The organism is Sphingomonas sp. PP-CE-3G-477, from assembly GCF_003050745.1.
In the GTDB taxonomy this organism is placed as follows: domain Bacteria; phylum Pseudomonadota; class Alphaproteobacteria; order Sphingomonadales; family Sphingomonadaceae; genus Sphingomonas.
In genome coordinates this window covers 56,851-81,090 of record NZ_QAOF01000002.1, presented here as the reverse complement: position 1 = coordinate 81,090, position 24,240 = coordinate 56,851, and the positions used below count along the sequence as shown (strand labels likewise).

The following is a 24,240-nucleotide window of genomic DNA, read 5'->3' as shown; positions in this document are numbered from 1 at the left end:
CGCCATCGAAACGTCACCTCGTCCCCGTAATGCCACGGCAACGAAAACGGGGGACTTAATGACACGTATCTTCACGCGGCTCGCGCTTGCGACGCTCGCCACGACCTGCTCGACCGCGGCACTCGCGCAGGCAGATACCCAGACCGAACTCCAGGCGGGCACCGATAACGACGAAATCCTGGTCACCGCGCAAAAGCGCGAGCAGCGGATCGCCGACGTTCCCGTCACCGTCACCGCGGTAACCGGCGCCAAGATGGCCTCGATCGGCGTCAATTCGCTTTCCGAAGTCGCCGCCTACATTCCGGGCCTGCAGATCCAGGAACAGAGCGCCAACAACCCCGGCTTCGTGATCCGTGGCATCACCTCGGACAACGGCTCGTCGCAGCAGGGCGCCCGCGTCACGCTCTATTACAACGGCATCGACATCAGCCGGTCACGTGGCGCGTATCAGGATCTGTACGATCTCGAGCGGATCGAAGTCGTGAAGGGTCCACAGGCCACCTTGTTCGGCACCGCCGCCGCAGTCGGCGCGATCAGCCTGGTTTCGGCCAAACCCGAACCGGGCGTGTCGGGGGCGATCAACGGGACCTATGGCAATTTCAACCGTACGCAGGTGTCGGGCTTCCTCAACGCCGGCAACGACGTGCTCGCCGGACGCATCGCGTTCGCCTATAAATACCGTGACGGCTATGTCCGGAACATCGCCGGCGATGCGAACGTCCCCAACCAGAACCAGGGCGGCGTCGACCAGGACGACCTGAACGGCCAGGACCAGCGCGGCATCCGCGGCTCGCTCCGCTATCGCCCGAGCGACAGCATCACCGCCGACCTCGTCCTCACCTATGACGGACAGCGGAACCCCGGCACCGCATTCAAGAGCCGCGCGCATGCGCCGACGGGCGGCCAGACCGGCGACTATGGCTATGCGGAACTCTCCGGCTCCCCGTACAGCGCCGCGGTTCTCGGCGCGCGCAAGCTCGGTCTCGACCGCAACGTCTATGACGCCAATTTGACGATCACCGCGGACCTGTCACCGGGGATCACCTTCACCACCGTCAACGGCTATCGCCGGTTCGACGCGCTGGAAGTGTTCGACGCCGATGGTGGCCCCGCCGCGTATCTGGAGTTCGCCGAAGACGCGAAGGGCGACCAGTGGAGCCATGAGAGCCGTTTCGCCTTCGAGGGACCCAAGTACCGCGCCTCGGTAGGCTGGAACGCGTTCTTCGAGAACGGCTTCCAGCGCGTCCCGTTCGCGACCGAGGAAGGCACGTACCTCTCCTGCTCGGTTGCCGCCGCTTACGCCCCGATCCGCGCGGCACTGAACGGCGCCGGCATCCCGACCGGGACCGGATGCGTCGCACCGAACGGCACGGTTCCCGCGACGCGCGCAACCGCAGCGCTTACCGGTGGCCGTGCGACGGCAATACCTTACGCGGCGGAGTTCACGAACTATGGCAGAAACAACACCTACTCGGTGTTCGCCGACGCAACGTACATTCCGGTACCCGCGCTCGAACTGACCGCGGGCGCGCGCATCCTGATCGAGGATCGCCAGTCGGGCTATTCGTCGGTTCAGCCGAACTCGGTGATCCTGGCGGCGCTCGGTATCCGGTCGAGCCTGCTCGGAACGGCCAACACCAACGGCAACAAGTTCGTCGCGGAGAAGAGCTTCACCGCGATCCTGCCGCGCTTCAACGCGCTGCTGAAGCTCAACGACGACGTCAATCTTTACGGCACAATCAGCAAAGGCCGCCGCTCGCCGGTCGTCCAACTGACGGCACAGTCCACACCGTTCGGCGTTGGCCCCAATCTCCAGAACGTGCCCGAGGAGAACGTCTGGAACTACGAGGGCGGCATAAAGGGGCGGGTCGGTCCGTTCACCGGCGCCGCCTCCGTCTTCTATCAAGTCTATGACGGGTTCCAGGTCTCCGTGACGCAACCGAACGGCTCCGCGCTGACACAGAGCGCCGGGTCCGCGAAGAACATCGGCGTGGAGCTCGAAGGAAATCTCAAGCTCGCCGACTATCTCTCTGTATTCGGTGCATTCGCGTATATCGACGGTGGCATCGCGGACAAGCCGATCGGCTCGTTCGCGGGCAACAAGTTCCGCCTGCAGCCGTCGACATCGGCCTCGGCGGGCGCGATGCTTCGCGTTCCCGTCGGCAGCACCAGCCTCTACGCGACACCCAGCGTCACCTACCGTTCGAAGGTGTTCTTCGAGCTGCCGAACAACGATGCGATCAGTCAGGGAGGCTACACACTGGTCAACCTGCGCGCTGGCGTCGCGTTCGCGCAAGGTCGGTACAGCGTCGGGGGGTTCGCCCGGAACGTCACCAACAAGCGCTATCTGATCGATGCGGGCAACACCGGCGGCGGCTTCGGCATCCCGACCTACATCGCCGGCGAGCCACGCTTCTACGGCGTCGAGCTGGGCGCGAAGTTTTAACTCTCACGCATCGTTACACACCGCGCAACCATCCCCGGGGGGACCAAGCATGACGTTCGAGACCATCTATACCGACGGCGATATCGATACCAACCCGACCGCCAACCCGCACTTCAACGACCTGATCGAGTCGCGCTATTCGCGTCGCCAGACCTTGATGGGCGGCATGTCCGCAACCGCCGCGGCAGTGTTCGGCGGTATGTTGCTGACCGGCTGCGACGACGACAATGACGGCAACGGCTCGAGCCCCGTCACGGTGACGGCGACCGCCGGCGGCAGCTCGACCGCGGGCCGCGTCGCGACGCTGACCGGCGCAGCGATCGGCCAAGTCGACAGCGTGACCTGGACGCAGACCGCTGGTCCCGCCGTCACGCTAGCCGGTGCCTCGACCGCCACCGCGACTTTCGTCGTACCGGGTGCTGCTGCCGGGACCGTGCTCAGCTTCCAGTTTACGGCGGTATCGGCCAGCGGTTCGGTCAGCGCGACCACCAGCGTGACCGTCGGCGCGGCCTCGCTCGGCTTCACGGCCGTTGCGAAGAGCCTTGCGGATGTCGTTGCCGTACCTGCGGGTTACGCGGTGACGGTGCTGTACCGGCTCGGCGATCCGATCGGCAGCGGCGTCGGCGCCTATGCCAATGACGGCACCGACGCGACCTTCTCGAAGCGCGCGGGCGATCATCATGACGGCATGAGCTATTTCGGCATGTCCGCCACCGGAACGCCGGATTCGAACGGCAACACGCGCGGCCTGCTCGTGCTCAACCATGAGAACATCACCCAGGCCTATCTGCATGCGAACGGCCCGACCACCACCGGCGGCATCCGTCCCGAGGCCGAGGCGCTGAAGGAGATGGAGTGCCACGGCGTTTCGGTCATCGAGGTCAACCGCGCCGCCGCCTGGAGCTACGCGCCCGCCTCGTCCTTCAACCGTCGCGTCACACCGCTGACGCCGATGAGCTTCTCGGGCCCGGTGCGCGGGGCCGACAGCCTCAAGACGCGCTACTCGCCGGACGCCACCACGGGCCGCGGCACGATCAACAATTGTGCAAATGGTACAATGCCTTGGCACACGTACCTGACGAATGAAGAGAACTGGGTCGGCTATTTCCGCCGCGAGGTCGGCGACGCGGCACGACGTGCGGCCTCCGGCCCCGTCGGCGTGAAGGCGAACACTTCACTCACCCGTTACGGCAAGGGCGAGAGCAACACCGGCGGTAACTATGGGTGGTCGACGGTCACGCCAGCCGACACGACCAGCACGATCTATTCGCGCTGGAACATCACCGCACAGGCCAGCGCGCCTGCCGACGGCACGGGCGATTTCCGCAACGAGATCTTCCAGTACGGCTGGGTTGTCGAGATCGATCCGTTCGACGCAGCCTCGACGCCGCGCAAGCGGACCGCACTTGGCCGCATGAACCATGAAGGCTGCGAGATCGGCCGGACGATCGCGGGCGTGAAGCCGGCCTTCTACATGGGCGACGACGCGCAGAACGAGTATATCTACAAGTTCGTGTCGGCCACGCCGTGGTCGGCTGCGGATGCGACGGCCGCGAACCGTCTCGCGATCGGTGACAAGTATCTCGATGCCGGAACGCTTTACGTGGCGAAACTCGCAGCGGATGGCAGCGGCCAGTGGCTCCCACTGATCTACAATGTCGGCCCGCTGACCTCGGCGAACGCAGCCTATCCGTTTTCGAGCCAGGTCGATGTGCTGATCAACACGCGTCTGGCCGCCGATGCGCTGGGTGCGACGCGGATGGATCGTCCGGAGTGGACGGCAGTGAACCCGGCGACCGGCGAGATGTATTGCACGCTCACCAACAACTCGTCGCGGACGGTCGCTACCGCCGACGCGCCGAACCCCCGCGCCTATGTCGATCCGAAGACCACCGGCGGGCAGACCACGGGTAACGCCAACGGGCACATCATCCGCCTGCGCGAGACCGGCGATACGTCCGAGGCGCTGACATTCGCCTGGGACATCTATGCGTTCGGTGCGGGTAGCGATCTCGATGCGACCAACATCAACCTGTCGGGCCTCGATGCGACCAACGACTTCTCGTCGCCGGACGGCCTGTGGTTCGGTCTGCCGAGCAATGCGTCGGGGACGATCGCACCGGTGATGTGGATCGAGACGGATGACGGCGCGTACACCGACGTCACCAACTGCATGCTGCTCGCGTCGGTACCGGGGATCGTCAACGATGGGGGCACGCGGACGGTGACCAACACGATCGGTGCGGCAACCGGCTCGGTAACGACGCGGGTCGGCAAGGCACCGGGGACGGCACTGCGCCGCTTCCTGGTCGGGCCGAAGGAGTGCGAGATCACCGGTATCCACACGACGCCGGACGGCCGGTCGCTGTTCGTCAACATCCAGCATCCGGGCGAGAATGGCGGGCCGACCAACATCACCAGCAGCTGGCCAGCCAACCAGGCGGGCGCGGTGACGACGCCGTCGCGGCCGCGGTCCTCGACGATCGTGATCACGAAGACCGACGGGGGTGTGGTGGGGCTTTAAGCTTCACAGCGGACTTGCGGTCCTCCCCCCGCCGGGGGGAGGACGGGGTCCAATTGGGAGACGTCACGGATTGGCGCTGCGCGTCGTTACCTCGACCTTGCCAATTAGGCCCCGGCCTTCGCCGGGGTGGTGCCCCCGGGCGGTATCGTTTTCAATTGGTTGGCGCTCATTTCTCACGAGCAACCTCAGGTGTCAGATCGACCCGTTCGGAATCCGCGCGAGAGCCTCCTGCTCGATCTTCTCCAGCTCGTCGCGCGTCTGGACGATCGCCTCGCGTTGCGCGTCGAGCAGGTCGATCCGCTGGCGGCAGCGTTCGGCCAGCGCGCGCATCTGCTCCACATGCTGCGGGTCGGCGTCGTAGAGGTCGAGGAACTCCTCGATGTCGCGTAGCGTGAAACCGAGGCGTTTGCCGCGCAGGATCAGCTGCATCCGGGCCACTTCGCGCCGCGTGTAGACCCGCGTCGTGCCGATCCGGCAGGGCTCGATCAGGCCCTTGTCCTCGTAGAAGCGGAGCGTCCGCGCGCTCACGCCGAGCATGCGCGAGACCTCTTGTATACCGGTAAGATCGTCCTGTCGGTCGTTCACGCGTCCACTCCCCTCGCCTCCGACGCCGCCGCTTTCGCGTTCTCTTCGGCGACAAGTTCCTTTTTGGATAGCTTGCCGATCAACGTCTTGGGAAGAGTGTCGCGGATTTCGACTTCGCGGGGAAGCTCGATCTTGCTGATCTTGTCGCGCAGAAAATCGCGCAGTTCTAGCGGGGTAGCGACCAAACCTTCGGCCAGCACGACGAACGCCTTGGGAGCCTGGCCGCGATATTTGTCGGGTACGCCGATCACCACCGCTTCGAGCACCGCGGGGTGTTCGTACAGCGCCTCCTCGATCACGCGCGGATAGACGTTGTAGCCGCCGGCGAGGATCAAATCCTTGATCCGGTCGACGATGAACAGATAGCCGTCCGCGTCGAGGTGGCCTACGTCGCCCGTGCGCAGCGCGCCGTCCGCGAACAGCTCGGCGGTGGCGGCGGGCTTGTGCCAATAGCCCTGCGTGATCTGGGGCCCGCGTGCGCAGATCTCGCCATTTTCGCCGACGGGCAGCAACCGGGTCGGATCCTCACGGTCGCGGATCTCGATCGTCGTGCCGGGAAAGGGCAGCCCCGCGGAGCCTGGCTTGTTGAGGCCATCGATCGGGTTGCAGGTGATGATCGGCGAGGCTTCCGACAGGCCATACCCTTCGCACAATTTGGCGCCGGTCGCTGCCTCGAACGCGATCCGCACCTCCGCTGGCAGCGGTGCGCCGCCCGAGATGCAGGCGTGGATCGAGGAGAGGTCGATCTTCTGCGTCTCGGCAGCCGTGGTGATCGCCGCATAGATCGTCGGCACTGCGGGGAAATAGCTCGGCTTGGTGCGGTCGATCGTCTTGAGTAGTTGCTGCAGTTCGAAGCGCGGCAGCAGTATCATCTCCGCACCGGTGCGGATCGAGTAGGTCAGCACGGTGGTCAGCGCGAAGACGTGGAACAGCGGCAGCGCGCCGAGCACGCGGTCCTGGTTCGGTTGCTCGCCGCCGACGAACACCACCATCGCGTCGGCGTTCGCGACGAGGTTGGCGTGGCTGAGCATCGCCGCCTTGGGCTCGCCGGTCGTCCCGCCGGTATATTGCAGCACCGCGACCTCGTCCGGGGAAACGGTAACGGGGGACGGCGCCCCCTTCGCCTTGAGCAGTGCGTCGAACGTGGAATGGCGCGCATCGCTCGGCGCATGGCCAATCTCGGCGCGCTTGAAGATCCGGTAGGCAATCGACTTCAGCGTCGGCAACGCGCCGGCGATCGGGCAGGTGATGACGTGCTTCACGCCCATCTGCCCCGCGACCTTCAGCACGCGCGCGTGGATCTCGGCGATGTCGCAGGTCGCGATGATCGTCGCGCCCGAATCCTCGAGCAAATGCGCCAGCTCGCGCTCGACGTAGAGCGGGTTGACGTTGACGACGACGCCGCCGGCCTTGAGGATCGCGAAGAACAGGATCGGATAATAGGGCGTGTTCGGTAGGCAGAGCGCGACGCGCGTGCCCTTCACGACGCCCATGTCCTGGAGCCCCCGCGCTGCCCGGTCGACCTGCTCGCCGAGCTCGGCATAGGTCAGCGTCCGACCCATGAAATCGAGCACGTTGCGCGACCCGAACCGACGCACCGAAAGGTCGAGCATGTCGCCCAGCAGCCGCGGCTCGCCCAGCAACGGTACGCCGATCGCCTTGCCCACGGAAGTGTCCTGCATCTCGCTCTCCATAACATGGTGTGCGTAAGCCATATTGTCGGCCGCTTCACCTTGACGTAAAGGGGAGGTATCGCACCTTAAGGGTAACCCGCAAGCGTTAACCGGGTCGACCGCAATATGAGAGGATCATCGTGACCAACGTCGTCATCGCCGGGTACGCCCGTTCGCCGTTCCACCTCGCCGGCAAGGGCGAGCTCGCGCGCGTCCGTCCGGACGATCTCGCCGCGCAGACGATTCGCGGGTTGCTCGACAAGACCGGCGTGGATCCGGCCGAGATCGAGGACATCATCCTCGGTTGCGCCTTCCCAGAGGGCGAGCAGGGCCTTAACGTCGCCAAGCTGATCGCGCAGATCGCCGACCTGCCGATCTCGGTCGGCGGCATGACGGTCAACCGGTTCTGCGGCTCGTCGATGAGCGCGATCCATATCGCTTACGGCCAGATCGCGGTCGGCGCGGGCGAGGCGTTCATCTGCGCGGGGCTCGAATCGATGAGCCGCGTGCCGATGGGCGGCTACAACCCCCTCCCCAACCCCGAGCTCGCGAAGAAGAGCGCTGGCGCGTACATGGGCATGGGCGAAACCGCAGAGAACGTCGCGCGGCAGTATCAGATCACCCGCGCCGAGCAGGACGCCTTCGCGGTGAAGAGCCAGGACAAAGCCGCCGCGGCGCGCGCCGATGGCCGCTTGTCCGACGAGATCGTGACGATCCAGACCAAGGCGGGCCCGGTCAGCCAGGACGGCACGATCCGCGCCGGCACGACCACCGAAGCGCTCGCCGGCCTGAAGCCTGCGTTCAGCGCGGACGGTTCGGTGACCGCCGGCACGTCGTCGCCGCTGACGGATGGCGCGTCCGCGGTGCTGGTGACTTCCGAGGAATTCGCGAAGAAGCACGGCCTGACGATCCTCGCGCGGATCAAGTCGATCGGCGTGTCGGGTTGCGCGCCCGAGACGATGGGGCTCGGCCCGATCGGTGCGTCGAAGAAGGCGTTGGAGCGTGCCGGGATCACCGTTGCCGACCTCGACGTGGTCGAGATCAACGAGGCGTTCGCGAGCCAGGCGATCGCCTGCATTCGCGACCTCGGGCTGAAGGACGAGACTATCAACCTCGATGGCGGCGCGATCGCGATCGGTCATCCGCTAGGCGCGACCGGCGCGCGGATCGTCGGCAAGGCGGCGTCGCTGCTGGCGCGCGAGGGCGGCCGCTATGCGCTGGCGACCCAGTGCATCGGCGGCGGTCAGGGCATCGCTACGGTGCTGGAGCGCGCATGATGGTCGACGCTGTGAAAAAGGTCTGCGTCATCGGCGCGGGCGTGATGGGTGCGGGCATCGCCGCGCAGATCGCCAATGCCGGGATCCCGGTGCTGCTGCTCGACATCGTCCCCCGCGAGGGTGATGATCGCGACGCAGTGGCGAAGGGCGCGGTCGCCAAGATGCTCAAGACCGACCCCGCCCCCTTCATGTCGAAGCGCGCGGCCAAGCTGGTCGAGACGGGCAACATCGACGATCATCTGGGTCGGGTCGCCGAGTGCGACTGGATCGTCGAGGCGATCGTCGAACGGCTCGACATCAAGCAGGCGCTTTACGCCAAGCTCGAGGCGTTGAAGCGTCCCGGCACGGCGGTCTCGTCGAACACCTCGACGATCCCGCTCGCCAATCTCGTCGAGGGGCGTTCGGATCAGTTCAAGGCCGACTTCCTCATCACGCACTTCTTCAACCCGCCGCGCTACATGCGGCTGGTCGAGATCGTCCGCGGCGTGGCAACCGACGTCGCGGTCGCGGAGAAGGTCGAGGATTTCGTCGACCGTTTCATGGGCAAGCGCATCGTCCGCGCGAAGGACACGCCGGGCTTCATCGCCAACCGCATCGGCACCTACTGGCTGGCGATCGCGATCAACGCGGCGATGGATCAGGGGCTGACCGTCGAGGAAGCCGATCAGATCGGTGGCCGTCCGATGGGCGTGCCGAAGACGGGTATCTTCGGGCTCGTCGATCTCGTCGGCGTCGATCTGATGCCGTTGCTGTCGAAGAGCCTGTCGTCCACGCTGCCGGCCGGCGATCCGTATTTCGATACGGTCCGTCCGCTGCCGCTGGTCGACAAGATGATCGCGGAAGGCTTCACCGGCCGCAAGGGCAAGGGTGGGTTCTATCGCTTCGACAAGGCGACGCGCACCAAGCTGTCTCTCGACCTCGCGACCGGCGAGTACCGTGCTGAAGCCAAGCCCGCGGAGTTGCCGGGCAAGACCGGCAAGGACCTCGCGGCGCTGATCGCGGAGCCGGGCAAGATTGGCACCTATGCCTGGACGATCCTCGGCAGCGTGCTGTCGTACGCGGCGATGCTCGTCGGCGAGGCGGCGGACGATATCGTCGCGATCGATGACGCGATGAAGCTCGGCTACAATTGGAAATACGGGCCGTTCGAGTTGATCGACCGGATGGGTCCCGGCGTGCTCGCCGCGCGCCTTGCCGAGGAAGGTCGCGACGTTCCTGCGATCCTGACGACCGCGGGCGATCGTTCGTTCTACCGCGTGGAGAACGGCCAGCGTCAGTATCTCACGGCTGGCGGCGCGTATGCCGACGTGCCGCGCGCTGACGGCGTCGAACTGCTGGAGGACATCAAGCTCCGCTCGCAGCCGATCCTCACAAACCTGTCGGCGTCGCTCTGGGACGTCGGCGACGGCGTCGCGGCGCTCGAGTTCCACACCAAGATGAACGCGCTCGACGATCAGGTCGTGGCGCTCATCAACGAAACTATCCCGGTCGTGCGCGAGCGCTTCAAGGCGCTGGTGGTGTATAACGAGGCGTCGAACTTCTCGGCGGGTGCGAACCTCGGCGCAGCGATGTTCGCGGTCGGCGCGGGCCTTTGGGACATGGTCGAGGCCAGCGTCGCGGGTGGGCAGCAGGCGTACAAAGCGCTCAAATACGCGCCTTTCCCGGTCGTCAGCGCACCGGCCGGGCTGGCGCTGGGTGGTGGATGCGAGATCCTGCTCCATTCGGACGCGGTGCAGGCGCACGCCGAGACCTATGCAGGTCTTGTCGAGTGCGGCGTCGGCCTCGTTCCCGGCTGGGGCGGCAATGGCGAGATGCTCGACCGCTGGACCAAGTCGCGCACGCTGCCGAACGGGCCGATGCCGGTGTTGACCAAGGTGTTCCAGGCGGTTTCCACCGCACAGGTCGCCAAGTCGGCGGCGGAGGCGAAGGAGATGATGATCCTGCGCAAGGACGACGGCATCACGATGAACCGCGATCGGTTGCTGGCGGATGCGAAGGCCAAGGCGCTTTCGCTGGTCGAGGGCTACACGCCGCCCGAGAAGCCGACGTTTCGTCTGGCGGGTGCGAGTGGCCGTACAGGGCTGAACATGGCGGTGGCGGACTTCCACAAGAAGGGCATGGCGACCGACTACGACCTCGTCGTCGCGGATCGTCTTGCGGAAGTGCTGACGGGTGGTGAGGCGGATCTGGTCGACACGGTGACCGAGGACCAGATGCTCGACCTGGAACGCGCGGCGTTCATGGCGAGTGTCAAGGATCCGCGGACTCAGGCGCGAGTCGTGCATATGCTCCAGACCGGCAAGCCACTGCGCAACTAACTTTCGTCATCCCCGCGCAGGCGGGGACCCATATTGGCTGACTTCGCGGCATGATCGCAACGTTAGCCCTTATGGGTTCCCGCCTCCGCGGGAATGACAGGAAAGGCATGTGAACACTTTTTCACCGACCGGAATCAGTAAGAAGACTTGACTTGTCTTCGTACAATTCTAGTCGGGATCGATAGCTGCCGTATACGGCAACAAGGTCGCGATAACGTCGACGGCCTGACGAAACATTCGATGACCGCACGCATGCGGCGTCACCAACGACACTAGGAGAGGATAGAAGATGTCCCTGTTGATCGCCACCGCCCTGCTCGCCGGCGCGTCCGCCACGCCCGAGACCGTTATCGGCCGCTGGAAGACCGAGACGCACAACGCCATCGTCGAGATCGCCCGCTGTGGCCCGTCGATCTGCGGCAAGATCCTCACCTCCGACGCGTTGCGCGCCAATCCTTCGATGAAGGACGCGAACAACTCGAACACCGCATTGCGCAACCGCCCGATCCAGGGGATGCAGATGCTGAGCGGGTTCAAGCCCGATTCGAACGGCGTCTGGAGCAGCGGTCAGGTCTACAATGCCGAGGACGGCAAGACCTATAGCGGCAAGATCACGCCGCTCGGTGCGAACCAGCTGAAGCTGCGCGGCTGCGTCTTCTTCCCGCTCTGCAAGACCCAGACCTGGACGCGCGTGCGCTGAGGCGACGCCTCCGCCTCTTCATTATCAGTACAGCTTTCAGGACTTTATCCATGATGTTTCGCACCAAGGCTCCACTTCTCGCGGTATCCGCGCTCGTGTCCGCTTTCGGATTCGCCAGCACCGCGTATGCCGACGCCTTCTATCTCCAGGCGCAGTCCGCGCGTGGCGCTGGTCGCGCATTCTCGGGCGAAGGCGCCGATACCGGTCCTGACTCGCTGTGGTGGAACCCCGCAGCGATCGCCGGCATCCGTGACGGCAGCGCGACGCTCGCCGCCTCCGCGATCCTGCCAAAGGGCGATGTCATCGATACCGGCACCCGCATCTGCCGCCCGGGCCAGCCCTGCACGGGGATCAGCGGCCAGGCGAACTCGCGCGATCCGATCAACAAGGGCGTCGTGCCATCGGGTGCGGTCGCGTATCCGCTGACCGATCGGATCGCGGTGGGCCTCGCGGTGACCTCGCCGTTCAGCTTCACGACCAACTACGACGCGAACAGCTGGGCGCGGTACAGCGCCGACAAGACCCGGCTGCGTACGATCGACATCCAGCCTTCGGTTGGTATCGTCGTGACGGACTGGCTCCGCGTAGGTGGTGCGCTCAACGTCGAATATACCGACGCATCGCTCAGCAATGCGCTGCCCAACCTGTCCGCGGCGCTGCCCGATGGCCAGCAGGAACTGAAGGGCGATGGCTGGGACTTCGGCTGGACCGCGGGCGTACAGCTCCATAACGACTTCGCGACGGTCGGCATCAGCTACAAGTCCAGCATCCGCCACAATTTGAAGGGCGATCTGACCGTCAGCGGTCTCGTCGGTCCGCTCGCCGGATCGAACACGACCGTGTCGGGTGCGAAGGCTGCCTTCAACACGCCGGGCCAGGTCATCGTCGCAGGGCGCTTCCGCGGCACCGACAAACTGACGCTGAACGCGCAGGTCGTGGCGTACAGCTGGAGCAAGTTCGACACGATCGACCTCGGCGCACCGCTGAACACCGCGATCCCCGAGAACTATATGGACAGCTGGAGCCTCGCCGGCGGGTTCGATTACGACGTCACGCCGAAACTGACCGTGCGCGCCGGCTTGCAGCGGACCAAGTCGCCGACGCAGGACGGTCAGCGCGACGCGCGCGTGCCCGATGCCGATCGCTGGACCTACGCAGCCGGTGGCTCGTACCAGCTGTCCTCGCGCATCGCGCTCGACGCTGCCGCGCAATATGTCGACTTCGAAAATACGACGATCGACCGTATCACGGCGGCCTATGTCGGCACGGCCGCACAGACCAACATCCTAACCTCGGGTGCGCTGCGCAACGCGTCGGCAGTCGTGCTCTCGCTCGGCGGGCGGGTGAGCTTCTAACACCGCCGTCACGATCCTCCCCCTCGCGGGGGAGGATTTCATACCTCGACCAGTCTCAAGGCCTCGGCGAAAACGCGCTGCTTGGCTGCATAACCGGCCGCGGACATCTTCAGGCCGGCAATCGCTTCTGGAGTCAGTTCACGGACCGCCTTGGCCGGCGAACCGACGATCAGGCTGCCGGCCGGGAACACCTTTCCCTCCGTCACCAGAGCGTTCGCGCCGATCAGGCAATTCTCACCGATCACCGCGTTATTGAGGATCGTCGCGCCCATCCCGACCAAGACATTGTCGCCGATCGTGCAGCCGTGGAGGATCGCGTGATGGCCGATCGTGCAGCCTTGGCCGACGGTCAGCGGCGCGCCGGGATCGGAGTGCAGCATCGCGCCTTCCTGGATATTGGTCCGCGCACCGACCAGTATCGGCGTGTTGTCCGCGCGGATCACTGCGCCGAACCAGACGCTTGCCCCCTCCCCCAGCCGCGCGTCGCCGATCACGTCGGCGGAAGGCGCGACCCAGACGTCGTCGGCCAGCGTCGGGCGTTTACCCTCGATCGCGTAGAGTGGCATCAGGCAGCGTCCCTTTCCTTTGCCCGCGCGCGGAACGCGTGGAGCAGCGGCTCGGTATAGCCGCTCGGCTGCGTCAGGCCATCGAACACGAGCGCGCGGGCGGCCTGGAATGCGAGGCTGTCCTCCTCATGCCCCGCCATCGGCCGATACAGCGGATCGCCCGCATTCTGCGCATCGACCTTCGCCGCCATCCGCCGCAGCGCGGCGTCTGCCTCATCGGGCGTTGCGACACCGTGGAGCAGCCAGTTCGCCATGTGCTGCGAACTGATCCGGAGCGTCGCGCGATCCTCCATCAGGCCGATGTCGTGGATGTCGGGCACCTTCGAACAGCCGACCCCCTGGTCGACCCAGCGCACGACATAGCCGAGGATACCCTGCGCGTTGTTCTCCAGTTCCTCGCGCACCTCGTCGGGCTGCAAGTTGTGCCCGGTCGCGACCGGGATCGTCAGCAGCGCATCGAGCGAGGCGACCGGCTCGGCTTTCCGCTCCGCCTGCCGCACGAACACGTCGACGCGGTGGTAATGCGTCGCGTGCAGCGTGGCCGCGGTCGGTGACGGCACCCAGGCGGTGTTCGCGCCGGTCATCGGATGCGCGATCTTCTGGTCGAGCATATCCGCCATCCGGTCGGGCGCGGCCCACATTCCCTTGCCGATCTGCGCCTTGCCGCTGAGCCCGCAGGCGAGCCCGATCTGGACGTTGCGATCCTCATACGCCTTGATCCACGACGAGGCCTTCATCTCGCCCTTGCGGATCATCGGCCCGGCGCGCATTGAGGTGTGCATCTCGTCGCCAGTGCGATCGAGGAAGCCGGTGTTGATGAATACGACCCGGTCCTTCACCGCGGCGATGCAGGAGGCGAGATTGGCCGAGGTGCGCCGCTCCTCGTCCATCACGCCGACCTTGATCGTGTGGCGTGCGAGGCCGAGCAAATCCTCGATCGCATCGAACAGGCGATTGGTGAAGGCGGCTTCGTCGGGACCGTGCATCTTCGGCTTGACGATGTAGATCGAGCCCGCGCGGCTGTTGCGGATCGGGCCCGTGCCCTTCAGGTCGTGGAGCGCGATCAGCGACGTGACGATGCCGTCGAGGATGCCTTCGGGCGCCTGTTGGCCGTCAGCGAGCAGGATTGCGGGCGTCGTCATGAGATGGCCGACGTTGCGGACGAACATCAGGCTGCGACCGGGGAGCGTGAACGCGCTGCCGTCGGGTGCGGTGTAGCGGCGATCCGGATCGAGCGAGCGCGTAACCGTGCGGCCGCCCTTTTCGAAGCTCGCGGTAAGGTCGCCCTTCATCAGCCCTAGCCAATTGGCGTAGGCGGCGACCTTGTCCTCGGCGTCGACCGCGGCGATCGAGTCCTCGAGATCGGCGATCGTGCTGAGTGCGGATTCGAGGACGACGTCGGCGAGGTTCGCGGGATCTTCACGCCCGATCGGGTGCTGAGGATCGATCACAAGCTCGATGTACAGGCCATTGTGACGCAACAGAATGTTGTCGCCTGCATGTCCGACCAGCTGGCTCGGATCGGCTAATTCGGGCGCACCACCCGTCCAGTCGGTCCACGACCCGCTCGCCAAGGGCACGGCATCGTCGAGAAAGGCCTTCGCCCACGCGATCACTTGTGCGCCTCGTGCCGCGTCATACCCCTTGCCAGCAGCAGCACCCGGGATCGCGTCGGTGCCGTAGAGCGCGTCGTACAGGCTCCCCCACCGCGCGTTCGCCGCGTTCAGCAGGAAGCGGGCGTTGAGGATCGGCACCACTAACTGCGCGCCGGCGAGCGAGGCGACTTCCGCATCGACGTTGGCCGGTGCAACCGAGAACGGCGCAGGCTCGTCGACGAGATAGCCGATCTCGCGCAGGAACGCCTGATACTCGGCCTGGTCGATCGGCTTGCCGGCGCGGGCTTCGTGCCAGGCATCGATCTTTGCCTGAAGGTCGTCGCGAACCTCTAGCAGCGCGGCGTTCTCCGGCGCGAACCGGGCGTAGATATCGAACACGCCTTGCCAGAACGCGGCGGCATCGAGACCAGTCCCCGGCAACGCCTGCGTTTCGATGAAGTCCACCAACGATGCGGCGACCTTCAGGCCTGCCTTTTCGATCATCTCGGCCATGCTGCTCTCCTATGCTCTGTCGGGACGATAGACGCCCGCCACCTTCGCCACTAGACATCATAAACCGAAAGCTGTTGATCGCCTGGAGAACGAATGGACCCCGACGTCGTCCTCTTCGCCGAAGTCGTCCGCACCGCCAGCCTCAGTGCGGCGGGGCGTTCGATGGGTATCTCGCCGGCAATGGTGTCAAAGCGGATCGCGCGGCTGGAGGCACGGCTCGGTGTGCGATTGCTCAACAGAACGACGCGCCGCCTCGACCTCACCGCACGCGGCGCCGCGTATCACCGCGACATGGTGGAGATCCTCGCGGCGATCCGCGACGCTGAGGCGCGGGTGTCGGACCGCACGGATACGCCGGCCGGGCCATTGCGGGTCAGCGCGCCCACGTCGTTCGGCCGCCTCCACATCGCGCCGCACCTGAAGCCGTTCCTCGACGCATATCCGGGGATCGAACTCGACCTCGATCTGTCGGACGGCTTCTCGGATGTGATCGGGGACCGGCTTGATCTCGCGATCCGGATCGCCCCAGCCGTGCCGCCAAGCCTGACCGGCCATCGCCTCGCCGACAGCCGTCGCGTCCTCTGCGCCGCACCAACCTACAGTGCGCCGCGCGACGCAGCCGATCTTGCGGAACACCGCCTGCTCGCAGCGAAGGGCCAGATGCCGTGGCGGCTTACCGGCCCCGGTGGCGACGTCACGATCGATCGCCCCAGCTATGTCGCGACTAACTCGAGCGAGGTCGTGCGCGAACTCACGCTGGCCGGCGTCGGCATCGCGCTACGCTCGCTATGGGACGTCAGCGCGGATCTGGCGAGCGGCAGGCTCGTGCGTCTGTTCCCGGAACTGGCTGGTTCGGCGGATGTCGGGATTTACGTCGTGCATGCGCGCGGGCCGGTGTCGTCCGGTACCACCGCGCTGCTCGATTACCTGCGCGGTCTCTGGTCGCCAACGCCGCCGTGGGTGTCCTGAACTAGGTCGATCGTCACCGCGTCGATCCGGCGTAGCATCGCCACGAACTGTTCGACCTCCGCGCTTGAGAACCCGGCGAAGATCCGGCGCTCCAGATCGAGCGCCTTCGGTGCGACTGACGCATAGAGCGTGTGACCGTCGTCGGTCAGCCTCAGCAGGTGCGAGCGACGATCCTCCGGGTTCGCATGCCGCTGCATCAGCCCGCGCTCGACCAAGGCGATCGCCGCGCGACTGACCGTGACCTTGTCCATCCGCGTCTGCTGGCCGACCTGCTGCTGCGTAATTCCGTCCGCTTCGGCTACCACCGCCACCAGCCGCCACTCCGGGATCGTCAGTCCGAACAGCGCTTCGTACGTGTCCGCCACCGCCTCGCTGACAAGGTTCGAGGTGATCGACAGGCGATACGGGATGAAATCGTCCAGGACGAGTGCGCGGGTGGCATCGGAGTTGGGCATGTCAAAATCGTAACGATTGACACCAGTTGTTCAACCCGCCAGATTGTAACAACGGATACCAACTGTCAGGATGTGATCATGGACCATATGGACGTAAACCCGATGGGTCTCGACGGGTTCGAGTTCGCCGAATTCACCTCGCCCGATCCCGACCGGATGGCCGCGCAGTTCGAGCAGTTCGGGTTCGTCGCCGCCTCGACCCACCCCACCAAGGCCGTCACACGCTACAAGCAGGGCCGTATCAACCTGCTGCTCAACCGCGAAGACGGTGGCCACGCGGCGGCATTCCGCGCGGATCATGGCCCGTCGGCGAGCGGCATGGCGTTCCGCGTCCATGACGCCAAGGAAGCGTTCGACGCGGCGCTCGCTCGCGGCGCCAAGGCAGCCGATGCCAGCATGGGCGCGCTCGGCGAGGACAGCTATGTGCTCGAAGGGATCGGCGGTTCGCTGCTGTATCTGGTCGACAAGCATGGTGCTGCCGGCAGCCTGTACGACGACTGGAATGCGGTTCCGGGCGCGGCCGAAGCGGAAGCCGAGAACAACGTTGGCCTCGACCTGCTCGATCACCTCACGCACAATGTGAAGCGGGGGCAAATGCGGACCTGGGCCGAGTTCTACGGCCAGATCTTCGGCTTCGAGGAGCAGAAGTATTTCGACATCAAGGGCAAGGCGACCGGTCTGTTCAGCCAGGCGATGATCGCGCCCGACCGCGCGATCCGCATTCCGCTCAACGAAAGCCAGGACGACAAGAGCCAGATCGAGGAATTCATCAAGGATTACAACGGCGAGGGCATCCAGCATCTCGCGCTGACCACCGACGATATCTTCGAAACGGTCGAGAAGCTGCGTGCGCGCGGCGTCAAGCTGCAGGACACGATCGAGACCTATTACGAACTGGTCGACAAGCGCGTGCCGAACCACGGCCACGACCTGGAGCGCCTGCGCCGCAACCGGATCCTGATCGACGGCAATGTCGGCGAAGAGGGGCTGTTGCTGCAGATCTTTACCGAGAACATGTTCGGGCCGATCTTCTTCGAGATCATCCAGCGCAAGGGTAACGAGGGCTTCGGCAACGGCAATTTCCAGGCGTTGTATGAGAGCATCGAGTTGGACCAGATCCGTCGCGGGGTCATAACGGTCGACGCATAATTTCTTAAACCCTCTCCCTCGGGGAGAGGGAAAGGCGCGCCAGCGCCGAGGGTGAGGGCACGCGCGACGCCAGCACGTGCCCTCACCCTTCCGCCGCGCAAGCGCGTGGCTCCCTCCCTCTCCCCAGGGGCGAGGGGAAGGAAAAAGTTTGAACGGCCGGCGGTTCGGGCGTTGATCGGAACAGGTGACGGAGAGGAAGCCATGACAATCCACCAGCCGACCAATGCCGCAGGCGAGATCGCCGGCCAGACCGAAGAAACGGCGTATCAGCCCGGCTTCGGCAACCACGTATCGACCGAGGCGATCCCCGGTGCGCTCCCGATCGGCCGCAATTCGCCGCAGCGCCCCGCGTTCGGCCTCTACACCGAGCAGCTTTCCGGTACCGCGTTCACCGCGCCCCGCCACGAGAACCGCCGCAGCTGGCTCTACCGGATGCGCCCGACCGCGGAGCATCCGCCGTTCGAGCGCTATACCGGCGCTCAGCGGTTCGCGCCCGGCACCACCGACGCGCCGCTCTCGCCCAACCGCCTGCGCTGGGATCCTATCGCCGCCCCCGCCCCGAATACCGACCTGATCGACGGCATGACGACGATGCTCGCCAACCGCGATCCCGCCGATCTCGAAGGCGTCGCGCTGCACGTTTATGCCGCAAACGCAGACATGACCGACCGCGTGTTCATGGATGCGGACGGCGAGCTGCTTTTCGTGCCGCAGGCCGGACGGCTCCGGTTGCTGACCGAACTCGGCCTAATCGACATCGCCCCCGGCCAGATTGCGCTGATCCCCCGCGGCGTCCGCTTCCGCGCCGAACTCCCCGATGGCGAAGCGCGCGGCTATGTCGCGGAGAACCACGGCGCGCTGTTCCGCCTGCCCGATCTCGGCCCGATCGGCGCCAATGGCCTTGCCAACCCGCGCGACTTCGAGACGCCGGTCGCTTGGTTCGAAGATCGCGACGAACCGGTCGAGGTGGTGCAGAAGTTCATGGGTTCGTTGTGGACGACTACGCTCGATCACTCGCCGCTCGACGTCGTCGCATGGCACGGCAACATCGCGCCGTGGCGCTACGATTTGTCGCGGTTCAACACGATCAACACGGTCAGCTTCGATCATCCCGATCCGTCGATCTTCACGTTGCTTACCTCGCCGAGCGACGTGCCCGGCCGCGCGAACGCCGATTTCGTGATCTTCCCGCCGCGCTGGATGGTCGCCGAGGGGACGTTCCGCCCACCTTGGTTCCACCGCAACGTGATGTCGGAGGCGATGGGGCTGATCACCGGCGCGTATGATGCAAAGGCGGAGGGGTTCGCGCCGGGTGGTATCTCGCTGCACAACCTCATGTCGGGCCACGGGCCGGATCTGGCGAGCTGGCAGGGTGCGAGTGCGGCGGACCTGAAGCCGCACAAGATCGACGGGACGATGGCGTTCATGCTGGAGAGCTGCTGGCCGTACAAGCCGACCGCCTATGCGCTGGAACATTCGCAGCTCGATTACGACGCGGTCTGGTCGGATTTCCCCAAGGCGATCCTGCCGAAGTGAGCCTGACGCTGCACGGCTATTGGCGCTCGACCACCGCCTACCGCGTCCGCATCGCGCTGGCCTTGAAGGGCGTGGCGTATGCGCAGGTTACGCACGACCTTCGCAAAAGTGCCGAACGCGAGGCGGGGTATCGCGCGCTCAATCCGCAGGGACTTGTGCCCGCACTGGAGACCGACGGCGCGGTCCTGACGCAGAGCCCCGCGATTCTCGAATGGATCGAAGAGACCTATCCTAATCCACCGCTGCTTCCTGCCGACGCGAAGGGCCGGGCGATCGTCCGCGCTATGGCGGCGACGGTTGCCTGCGACATCCATCCGGTGAACAACCTTCGCATCCTGAACGCCTTGCGTGCCGAGTTCGGGGCGGACGAGGCCGCGGTGAACCGCTGGATCGCGCGCTGGATCGGTGAAGGTTTCGCCGCGCTCGAGACGCAGATCGCGCACTATGGTGACGGCTTCGCGTTCGGCGCGACACCGACGATCGCCGATTGTCACCTCGTCCCGCAGGTCTACTCCGCGGAACGGTTTGCGGTCGATCTCTCACCTTACCCGAAGCTCAAGGCGGCGGCAGAGAACGCCCGCGCCCTCCCCGCCTTCGCCGCCGCGCATCCGGATCGCCAGCCGGACGCCGACCGCGCATGAGCGACGGCGAACGGCTGAGCGCGACACCGGGCGGGATCAAGCTCGCGCCGCTCGACGCGATCGCGGACGGCAAGGCGCGGAACTTTGTGCTCCAGATGCGCGCGGGTCGCTTCCACGGGTTCGTCGTGCGCAAGGACGACGCGGTGTTCGGTTATGTCGATCGCTGCCCGCATATGGGCCTGCCGCTCGCGCAGGTGCTCGACGAGTATCTCACGCCGCGCGGCGACCTGATCGCGTGTAGCTGGCATTCCGCACTGTTCGAGATCGACAGCGGCGCCTGCGTTGGCGGACCGTGCGGGGGAACGCGGCTGACGCCTTGGCCGGTCGCCGTGGTCGATGGGATGATCGTCACCGCAGGCTGACGTGGGAGGCGACTTGCGCTATTGAGCGGCGCCCCACCCCAGCATGATAGACCGATGACCGAAACCCTGCCCATCCGCGTCGTGGCGCTGTACCGCTTCACGCCGTTCGCCGACATCGCCGCGATCCAGCCGCCGCTCGCGCTCGCGTGCTGTTCGAACGGAGTGAAGGGGACGCTGCTGCTTGCCGCCGAGGGGATCAACGGGACGATCGCCGGGTCCGAAGAGGGGATCGACGCGGTGCTCGCGCATATCCGCGCTCTGCCGGGATGCGCCGACCTCGACGTCAAGGAATCGCGCGCGGAAACGATGCCGTTTCATCGGATGAAGGTTCGGCTGAAGCGCGAGATCGTGACGATGGGCGAACCGACGATCGATCCGCTGGAGGGCGTTGGCCATTATGTCGAGCCGGAAGACTGGAACGCGCTGATCGCCGAGCCGGGGACGATCGTGATCGACACGCGCAACGACTACGAGGTCGCGGTCGGGACGTTTGCCGGCGCGGTCGATCCGCAGACGCGGACGTTCCGGGATTTTCCGGCGTGGTTTCGCGAGCATCGTGACGAACTGGTAGGGGACGGCCCGCCGCCAAAGATCGCGATGTTCTGCACCGGGGGGATACGGTGCGAGAAGTCGACCGCGTTCCTGAAGGCCGAGGGGCTGGACGAGGTGTATCACCTCAAGGGCGGCATTCTGAAGTATCTGGAGACCGTGCCCGAGGCAGAGAGTCTCTGGGAGGGGGAGTGTTTCGTGTTCGATCAGCGGGTTGCGGTTGGACATGGTCTAGCGCTGGGAAGCCATGTGCTGTGCCATGCGTGCCGGATGCCGGTGAGTGTCGAAGACCGTGGCTCGCCGCTGTATGTCGAGGGGGTGAGTTGCCCGGCGTGTCATGATGCGCGGGACGAGGTGCAGCGCGCGGGTTATGCCGAGCGCGAGCGGCAGGTTCGGCTGGCTGAGGCTCGGGGCGAGGCGCATGTCGGGGCGGTATTGCCGAAGACGCATGGGGTGGATGACACCCCCTAGCGACCGGTTGGCGTCCACCCCGGCGAAGGCCGGGGCCCAATTGGGGGACGGCAATAACAATGCGCCGTCCTCCGTTACTGCGACCTCCCAATTGGGCCCCGGCCTTCGCCGGGGTGGGAACACTCGGTTACCAGCCTGAAAACCGCGCCGCTAACGCCGTGTTACCCTGCGACAGCGCGAGCGAGTGAACGCTGTTCCCTGCCGCATCGACGATCTCCGGGTTCGCACCGTGTTCTAACAACAGATCGATGATCGCCGTCTTGTTTACCAGCGCGGCCATCATCAGCGCGGTCTGGCCGACGCCGTTACGCCGGTTCACGTCGACCCCGGCATCGAGCAGGATCTGCGCGATCTCCTCGTAGCCTTTGAAGCAGACACCCATCAGGGCGGTGTTGCCGCGCGCGTCCGCCGCGCCATCAACCTTCGCGCCTGCCGCAAGGAGGGCCGCGGTGGCCTCGGCCTGGCCGTTGTAGCTGGCGATCACCAGCGGCGTGTAGCCCTTGGCGTCAGTCACCTCGATGTCGACACCAGCCTGCAATAGCGCCGGGATCATCTCGTCCCGCCCCGTCCGTGCGGCGTCGAACATCAGTTCGATCAGCCGCTCCATAGGCGGCAACGGGGGCAGGTCTCGCGCGTCAGTCATCATTCGCCTCGATGATATGCGGCACGAACCGCGCGAGATTGCGCGTCACGACCGTTTCATCTTCCCGAACGCCGATCCCCGCGGCTTCGTTGCCGACCATCCACGCACCGATCACGGGATGGCGGCCGTCGAACACCGGTGGTGGTGCGTAAGCTTGGCGGATCGCGCCCTCGGCACCGTAACCCTGGTCGAGCACTGCGTGGCCGCTCTCGCCCACCACCTCGACATTCGCGCCCTCACGCGAGAACAGTGGCTTCCGCACATATTTCGGCCCGAGGATCTTAGCCGTGGGGTCGTCGTCGAAGAACGCGGGGAGCAGGTTCGGATGCTCGGGGTGGCGTTCCCACAAAAGCGGCAGGATGCCCTTGTTCGACAGGATCGACTTCCACGCCGGCTCGATCCAGCGCACGTCGGCGCGCGACAGGTTCGGCGCATAGGGCTCGCGGAGCATGAACTCCCACGGGTACAGCTTGAACGCGGCCTGCACCTCGAAACCATCGGTGTCGATGAAGTGCCCGTCCGCAGCGAGGCCGATATCCTTCATCTCGACGAACTTCGGCTCGATCCCAACCTGGCTCGCGAGGTCCTCGAAGAACCGCACCGTCTGGCGGTCCTCGATCGCCGACGCGTCCGCCGCGAAGTGGACGAAGCCGCCGCTCGGGAACAGCGCGCGGAAGCGTTCACGGAGTTTGTCGAACAGGCTGTTGAACTGGTCCGTCCCGGCCGGCAACGCACCGCTCGCGAGCAGATCCTCAAGCCACATCCACTGGAACGTCGCGCATTCGAACACCGATGTCGGCGTGTCCGCGTTATACTCGTAGAGCTTGGCCGGCCCGGTCCCGTCATAGGCGAAATCGAACCGCCCATAGAGCGACGGCTGGCGCGTCCGCCGCGTCTCCGCGACGTAGTTCCATTGCTCGCGCGGGATCGCGAGGCGTTCCATCAGCTGCTGATCGCGGACCACCTCGTCGACCAGATCGAGGCACATCGCGTGCAGCTGTTCCGCGGCGGGTTCGAGGTCGTCCTCGATCTCCGCCAGCGTGAAGGCGTAGGCCGCGCCCTCGTCCCAATAGGGCTCGCCATCCGTGTCATGATAGACGAACCCGATCGCGTCGGCCCGCTCGCGCCAGTCGCCGCGCGGGTCGACCGCGATCCGGCGCATCAGGAGTCCGAATTCTTGGAGTCGTCGCGCTGCTCGATCTGCAGCGTCTGGCCGACTTGCGGCGTCTTCGGTGCGGTCAGGCGCGCGAGCACGTCGTCCGCGGACGACTGGCCCGGTCCGATGCCAGCGAGCCGGAGCTTCTCATCGAGGTCGGCGCCGGTACGACGGTCTTCCAGTTCGCCCGCCGCCTTGATCCGCTCGCCGCGGATCGCCTGGCGTTCGCGAATGCGCGCGAGGCTGTCCGCCGCCGAGCCGAGCTTGTTGCCCGCACCCATGCTGCCCGACGCGACCGAAGCCTGCGCCTTCTGCACCGACTCGTTGACCTTGACGACCTCGACCTCGCGGCGGAGCTGTTCGATTTTCCGATCGGTCTGCGCGACGGCGGTGTGGATCTGCTCCTCGGCGGCGCGCATGTCCTCGACCTGAGGGGACTTCAGCGCGATGTCCTGCTCGAGGTCGGCGATCCGCTGCGCGACCTGGCGCGCGAGGTCCATGTTGCCCTTCTCGACCGCGATGCGCGCGGAGGCCTCGTACTTGGTTGCCTGAGCGCGGAAGCTCTCGACCTCGGTTTCGAGGATGCGGCGACGCGCGACCAGCCCGGCGAGATCGTCGCGCGCCTTGCCCTGCGCCTTGTCGGCATCGCGAATTTCCTGGTCGAGGATACGCAGCGCGTTCGCGTCGACGACCGCCGCGCCCGCTTCGTGCGCACCGGCGCGACCGAGGGTGAAAAGCTTGCTCCAGATGGCCATGC

Annotated in this window: 20 protein-coding genes; 12 read left to right on the top strand and 8 right to left on the bottom strand. The window is 65.7% G+C overall.

Going from position 1 to position 24,240, the window contains the following annotated elements; genetic code table 11:
- Positions 1-58: 58 nt before the first annotated feature.
- Entirely contained in the window at positions 59-2,446 is a 2,388-nt protein-coding gene (locus tag C8J45_RS05760) for a TonB-dependent receptor (protein ID WP_107962343.1), read from the top strand.
- 49 nt (positions 2,447-2,495) lie between these two features.
- Positions 2,496-4,970, top strand: coding sequence for a PhoX family phosphatase (locus C8J45_RS05755; RefSeq protein ID WP_107962342.1), 2,475 nt, complete (start codon positions 2,496-2,498; stop codon positions 4,968-4,970).
- A 192-nt stretch (positions 4,971-5,162) separates the two neighbouring features.
- Here the strand turns inward: C8J45_RS05755 and C8J45_RS05750 are convergent, their stop codons facing one another.
- A complete protein-coding gene (locus C8J45_RS05750; RefSeq protein ID WP_374956431.1) occupies positions 5,163-5,507 on the bottom strand; it encodes a MerR family DNA-binding transcriptional regulator in 345 nt (114 codons plus the stop codon).
- Between the two features lie 44 nt (positions 5,508-5,551).
- On the bottom strand, positions 5,552-7,237 hold the full coding sequence (locus C8J45_RS05745; RefSeq protein ID WP_258191319.1) for a long-chain fatty acid--CoA ligase: 1,686 nt from the start codon (positions 7,235-7,237) through the stop codon (positions 5,552-5,554).
- Between the two features lie 131 nt (positions 7,238-7,368).
- Between C8J45_RS05745 and C8J45_RS05740 the strand changes: the two genes are divergently transcribed.
- From C8J45_RS05740 to C8J45_RS05725, 4 genes are all read left to right on the top strand, one after another.
- The gene (locus C8J45_RS05740) at positions 7,369-8,505 is read left to right on the top strand and encodes a thiolase family protein (RefSeq protein ID WP_107962340.1); all 1,137 of its coding nucleotides are present in this window, start codon (positions 7,369-7,371) and stop codon (positions 8,503-8,505) included.
- Complete coding sequence (locus C8J45_RS05735) at positions 8,505-10,823, top strand: 3-hydroxyacyl-CoA dehydrogenase/enoyl-CoA hydratase family protein (RefSeq protein WP_107962339.1); 2,319 nt, start codon at positions 8,505-8,507, stop codon at positions 10,821-10,823. The genes C8J45_RS05740 and C8J45_RS05735 overlap by 1 nt, the downstream gene beginning before the upstream one ends.
- A 289-nt stretch (positions 10,824-11,112) precedes the next feature.
- On the top strand, positions 11,113-11,523 hold the full coding sequence (locus C8J45_RS05730) for a DUF2147 domain-containing protein (RefSeq protein ID WP_107962338.1): 411 nt from the start codon (positions 11,113-11,115) through the stop codon (positions 11,521-11,523).
- Positions 11,524-11,573: 50 nt separating this feature from the next.
- Complete coding sequence (locus tag C8J45_RS05725) at positions 11,574-12,878, top strand: OmpP1/FadL family transporter (RefSeq protein WP_107962337.1); 1,305 nt, start codon at positions 11,574-11,576, stop codon at positions 12,876-12,878.
- A gap of 38 nt (positions 12,879-12,916) precedes the next feature.
- On the opposite strand, the gene C8J45_RS05720 is transcribed toward C8J45_RS05725, so the two are convergent.
- Together C8J45_RS05720 and C8J45_RS05715 are read right to left on the bottom strand one after the other, a co-directional pair.
- Positions 12,917-13,444: a gamma carbonic anhydrase family protein gene (locus C8J45_RS05720; RefSeq protein ID WP_107962336.1), complete on the bottom strand. Its 528-nt coding sequence runs from the start codon at positions 13,442-13,444 to the stop codon at positions 12,917-12,919.
- On the bottom strand, positions 13,444-15,543 hold the full coding sequence (locus C8J45_RS05715; RefSeq protein WP_107962605.1) for a malate synthase G: 2,100 nt from the start codon (positions 15,541-15,543) through the stop codon (positions 13,444-13,446). Before C8J45_RS05715 ends, C8J45_RS05720 begins: the two co-directional genes overlap by 1 nt.
- Before the next feature lie 102 nt (positions 15,544-15,645).
- Here C8J45_RS05715 and C8J45_RS05710 point away from each other — a divergent pair, with 102 nt between their 5' ends.
- The gene (locus C8J45_RS05710; protein WP_107962335.1) at positions 15,646-16,521 is read left to right on the top strand and encodes a LysR family transcriptional regulator; all 876 of its coding nucleotides are present in this window, start codon (positions 15,646-15,648) and stop codon (positions 16,519-16,521) included.
- On the opposite strand, the gene C8J45_RS05705 is transcribed toward C8J45_RS05710, so the two are convergent.
- Positions 16,476-16,976 carry a MarR family winged helix-turn-helix transcriptional regulator gene (locus C8J45_RS05705; protein ID WP_181321120.1) on the bottom strand — a complete coding sequence of 167 codons (501 nt, stop codon included), beginning with the start codon at positions 16,974-16,976 and terminating at the stop codon, positions 16,476-16,478. The genes C8J45_RS05710 and C8J45_RS05705 overlap by 46 nt on opposite strands.
- A 78-nt stretch (positions 16,977-17,054) precedes the next feature.
- On the opposite strand from C8J45_RS05705, the gene hppD reads away from it, so the two are divergent.
- From hppD to C8J45_RS05680, 5 genes are all read left to right on the top strand, one after another.
- Entirely contained in the window at positions 17,055-18,125 is a 1,071-nt protein-coding gene (gene hppD, locus C8J45_RS05700; protein WP_107962334.1) for a 4-hydroxyphenylpyruvate dioxygenase, read from the top strand.
- Positions 18,126-18,326: 201 nt separating this feature from the next.
- A complete protein-coding gene (gene hmgA, locus C8J45_RS05695) occupies positions 18,327-19,661 on the top strand; it encodes a homogentisate 1,2-dioxygenase (RefSeq protein WP_107962333.1) in 1,335 nt (444 codons plus the stop codon).
- A complete protein-coding gene (gene maiA, locus C8J45_RS05690) occupies positions 19,658-20,302 on the top strand; it encodes a maleylacetoacetate isomerase (protein ID WP_107962332.1) in 645 nt (214 codons plus the stop codon). The genes hmgA and maiA overlap by 4 nt, the downstream gene beginning before the upstream one ends.
- A complete protein-coding gene (locus C8J45_RS05685) occupies positions 20,299-20,664 on the top strand; it encodes a Rieske (2Fe-2S) protein (RefSeq protein ID WP_107962331.1) in 366 nt (121 codons plus the stop codon). Before maiA ends, C8J45_RS05685 begins: the two co-directional genes overlap by 4 nt.
- A gap of 54 nt (positions 20,665-20,718) precedes the next feature.
- The gene (locus C8J45_RS05680) at positions 20,719-21,684 is read left to right on the top strand and encodes a rhodanese-related sulfurtransferase (RefSeq protein WP_107962330.1); all 966 of its coding nucleotides are present in this window, start codon (positions 20,719-20,721) and stop codon (positions 21,682-21,684) included.
- Positions 21,685-21,811: 127 nt separating this feature from the next.
- Here C8J45_RS05680 and C8J45_RS05675 read toward each other — a convergent pair whose 3' ends face one another.
- Genes C8J45_RS05675 through C8J45_RS05665 form a run of 3 tightly spaced genes read right to left on the bottom strand, consistent with a single transcriptional unit; the run spans position 21,812 to position 24,238 of the window.
- Positions 21,812-22,327: an ankyrin repeat domain-containing protein gene (locus tag C8J45_RS05675; RefSeq protein ID WP_107962603.1), complete on the bottom strand. Its 516-nt coding sequence runs from the start codon at positions 22,325-22,327 to the stop codon at positions 21,812-21,814.
- On the bottom strand, positions 22,320-23,489 hold the full coding sequence (locus C8J45_RS05670) for a glutathionylspermidine synthase family protein (RefSeq protein WP_107962329.1): 1,170 nt from the start codon (positions 23,487-23,489) through the stop codon (positions 22,320-22,322). Before C8J45_RS05670 ends, C8J45_RS05675 begins: the two co-directional genes overlap by 8 nt.
- Positions 23,489-24,238 (bottom strand): PspA/IM30 family protein, encoded by a 750-nt coding sequence (locus C8J45_RS05665; RefSeq protein ID WP_107962328.1) that lies wholly within the window; start codon positions 24,236-24,238, stop codon positions 23,489-23,491. The genes C8J45_RS05670 and C8J45_RS05665 overlap by 1 nt, the downstream gene beginning before the upstream one ends.
- Positions 24,239-24,240: the final 2 nt, after the last annotated feature.

What these genes read in the sequence shown, in the direction of transcription:
- C8J45_RS05675 (WP_107962603.1), bottom strand. Translation starts at nt 22,327, where the DNA reads ATGACTGACGCGCGAGACCTGCCCCCGTTGCCGCCTATGGAGCGGCTG.
- C8J45_RS05760 (WP_107962343.1), top strand. Translation starts at nt 59, where the DNA reads ATGACACGTATCTTCACGCGGCTCGCGCTTGCGACGCTCGCCACGACC.
- C8J45_RS05680 (WP_107962330.1), top strand. Translation starts at nt 20,719, where the DNA reads ATGACCGAAACCCTGCCCATCCGCGTCGTGGCGCTGTACCGCTTCACG.
- C8J45_RS05750 (WP_374956431.1), bottom strand. Translation starts at nt 5,507, where the DNA reads ATGCTCGGCGTGAGCGCGCGGACGCTCCGCTTCTACGAGGACAAGGGC.
- C8J45_RS05730 (WP_107962338.1), top strand. Translation starts at nt 11,113, where the DNA reads ATGTCCCTGTTGATCGCCACCGCCCTGCTCGCCGGCGCGTCCGCCACG.
- C8J45_RS05710 (WP_107962335.1), top strand. Translation starts at nt 15,646, where the DNA reads ATGGACCCCGACGTCGTCCTCTTCGCCGAAGTCGTCCGCACCGCCAGC.
- C8J45_RS05755 (WP_107962342.1), top strand. Translation starts at nt 2,496, where the DNA reads ATGACGTTCGAGACCATCTATACCGACGGCGATATCGATACCAACCCG.
- C8J45_RS05745 (WP_258191319.1), bottom strand. Translation starts at nt 7,237, where the DNA reads ATGCAGGACACTTCCGTGGGCAAGGCGATCGGCGTACCGTTGCTGGGC.
- C8J45_RS05715 (WP_107962605.1), bottom strand. Translation starts at nt 15,543, where the DNA reads ATGATCGAAAAGGCAGGCCTGAAGGTCGCCGCATCGTTGGTGGACTTC.
- C8J45_RS05735 (WP_107962339.1), top strand. Translation starts at nt 8,505, where the DNA reads ATGGTCGACGCTGTGAAAAAGGTCTGCGTCATCGGCGCGGGCGTGATG.
- C8J45_RS05720 (WP_107962336.1), bottom strand. Translation starts at nt 13,444, where the DNA reads ATGCCACTCTACGCGATCGAGGGTAAACGCCCGACGCTGGCCGACGAC.
- hmgA (WP_107962333.1), top strand. Translation starts at nt 18,327, where the DNA reads ATGACAATCCACCAGCCGACCAATGCCGCAGGCGAGATCGCCGGCCAG.
- C8J45_RS05685 (WP_107962331.1), top strand. Translation starts at nt 20,299, where the DNA reads ATGAGCGACGGCGAACGGCTGAGCGCGACACCGGGCGGGATCAAGCTC.
- hppD (WP_107962334.1), top strand. Translation starts at nt 17,055, where the DNA reads ATGGACCATATGGACGTAAACCCGATGGGTCTCGACGGGTTCGAGTTC.
- C8J45_RS05670 (WP_107962329.1), bottom strand. Translation starts at nt 23,489, where the DNA reads ATGCGCCGGATCGCGGTCGACCCGCGCGGCGACTGGCGCGAGCGGGCC.
- C8J45_RS05705 (WP_181321120.1), bottom strand. Translation starts at nt 16,976, where the DNA reads ATGCCCAACTCCGATGCCACCCGCGCACTCGTCCTGGACGATTTCATC.
- C8J45_RS05725 (WP_107962337.1), top strand. Translation starts at nt 11,574, where the DNA reads ATGATGTTTCGCACCAAGGCTCCACTTCTCGCGGTATCCGCGCTCGTG.
- C8J45_RS05665 (WP_107962328.1), bottom strand. Translation starts at nt 24,238, where the DNA reads ATGGCCATCTGGAGCAAGCTTTTCACCCTCGGTCGCGCCGGTGCGCAC.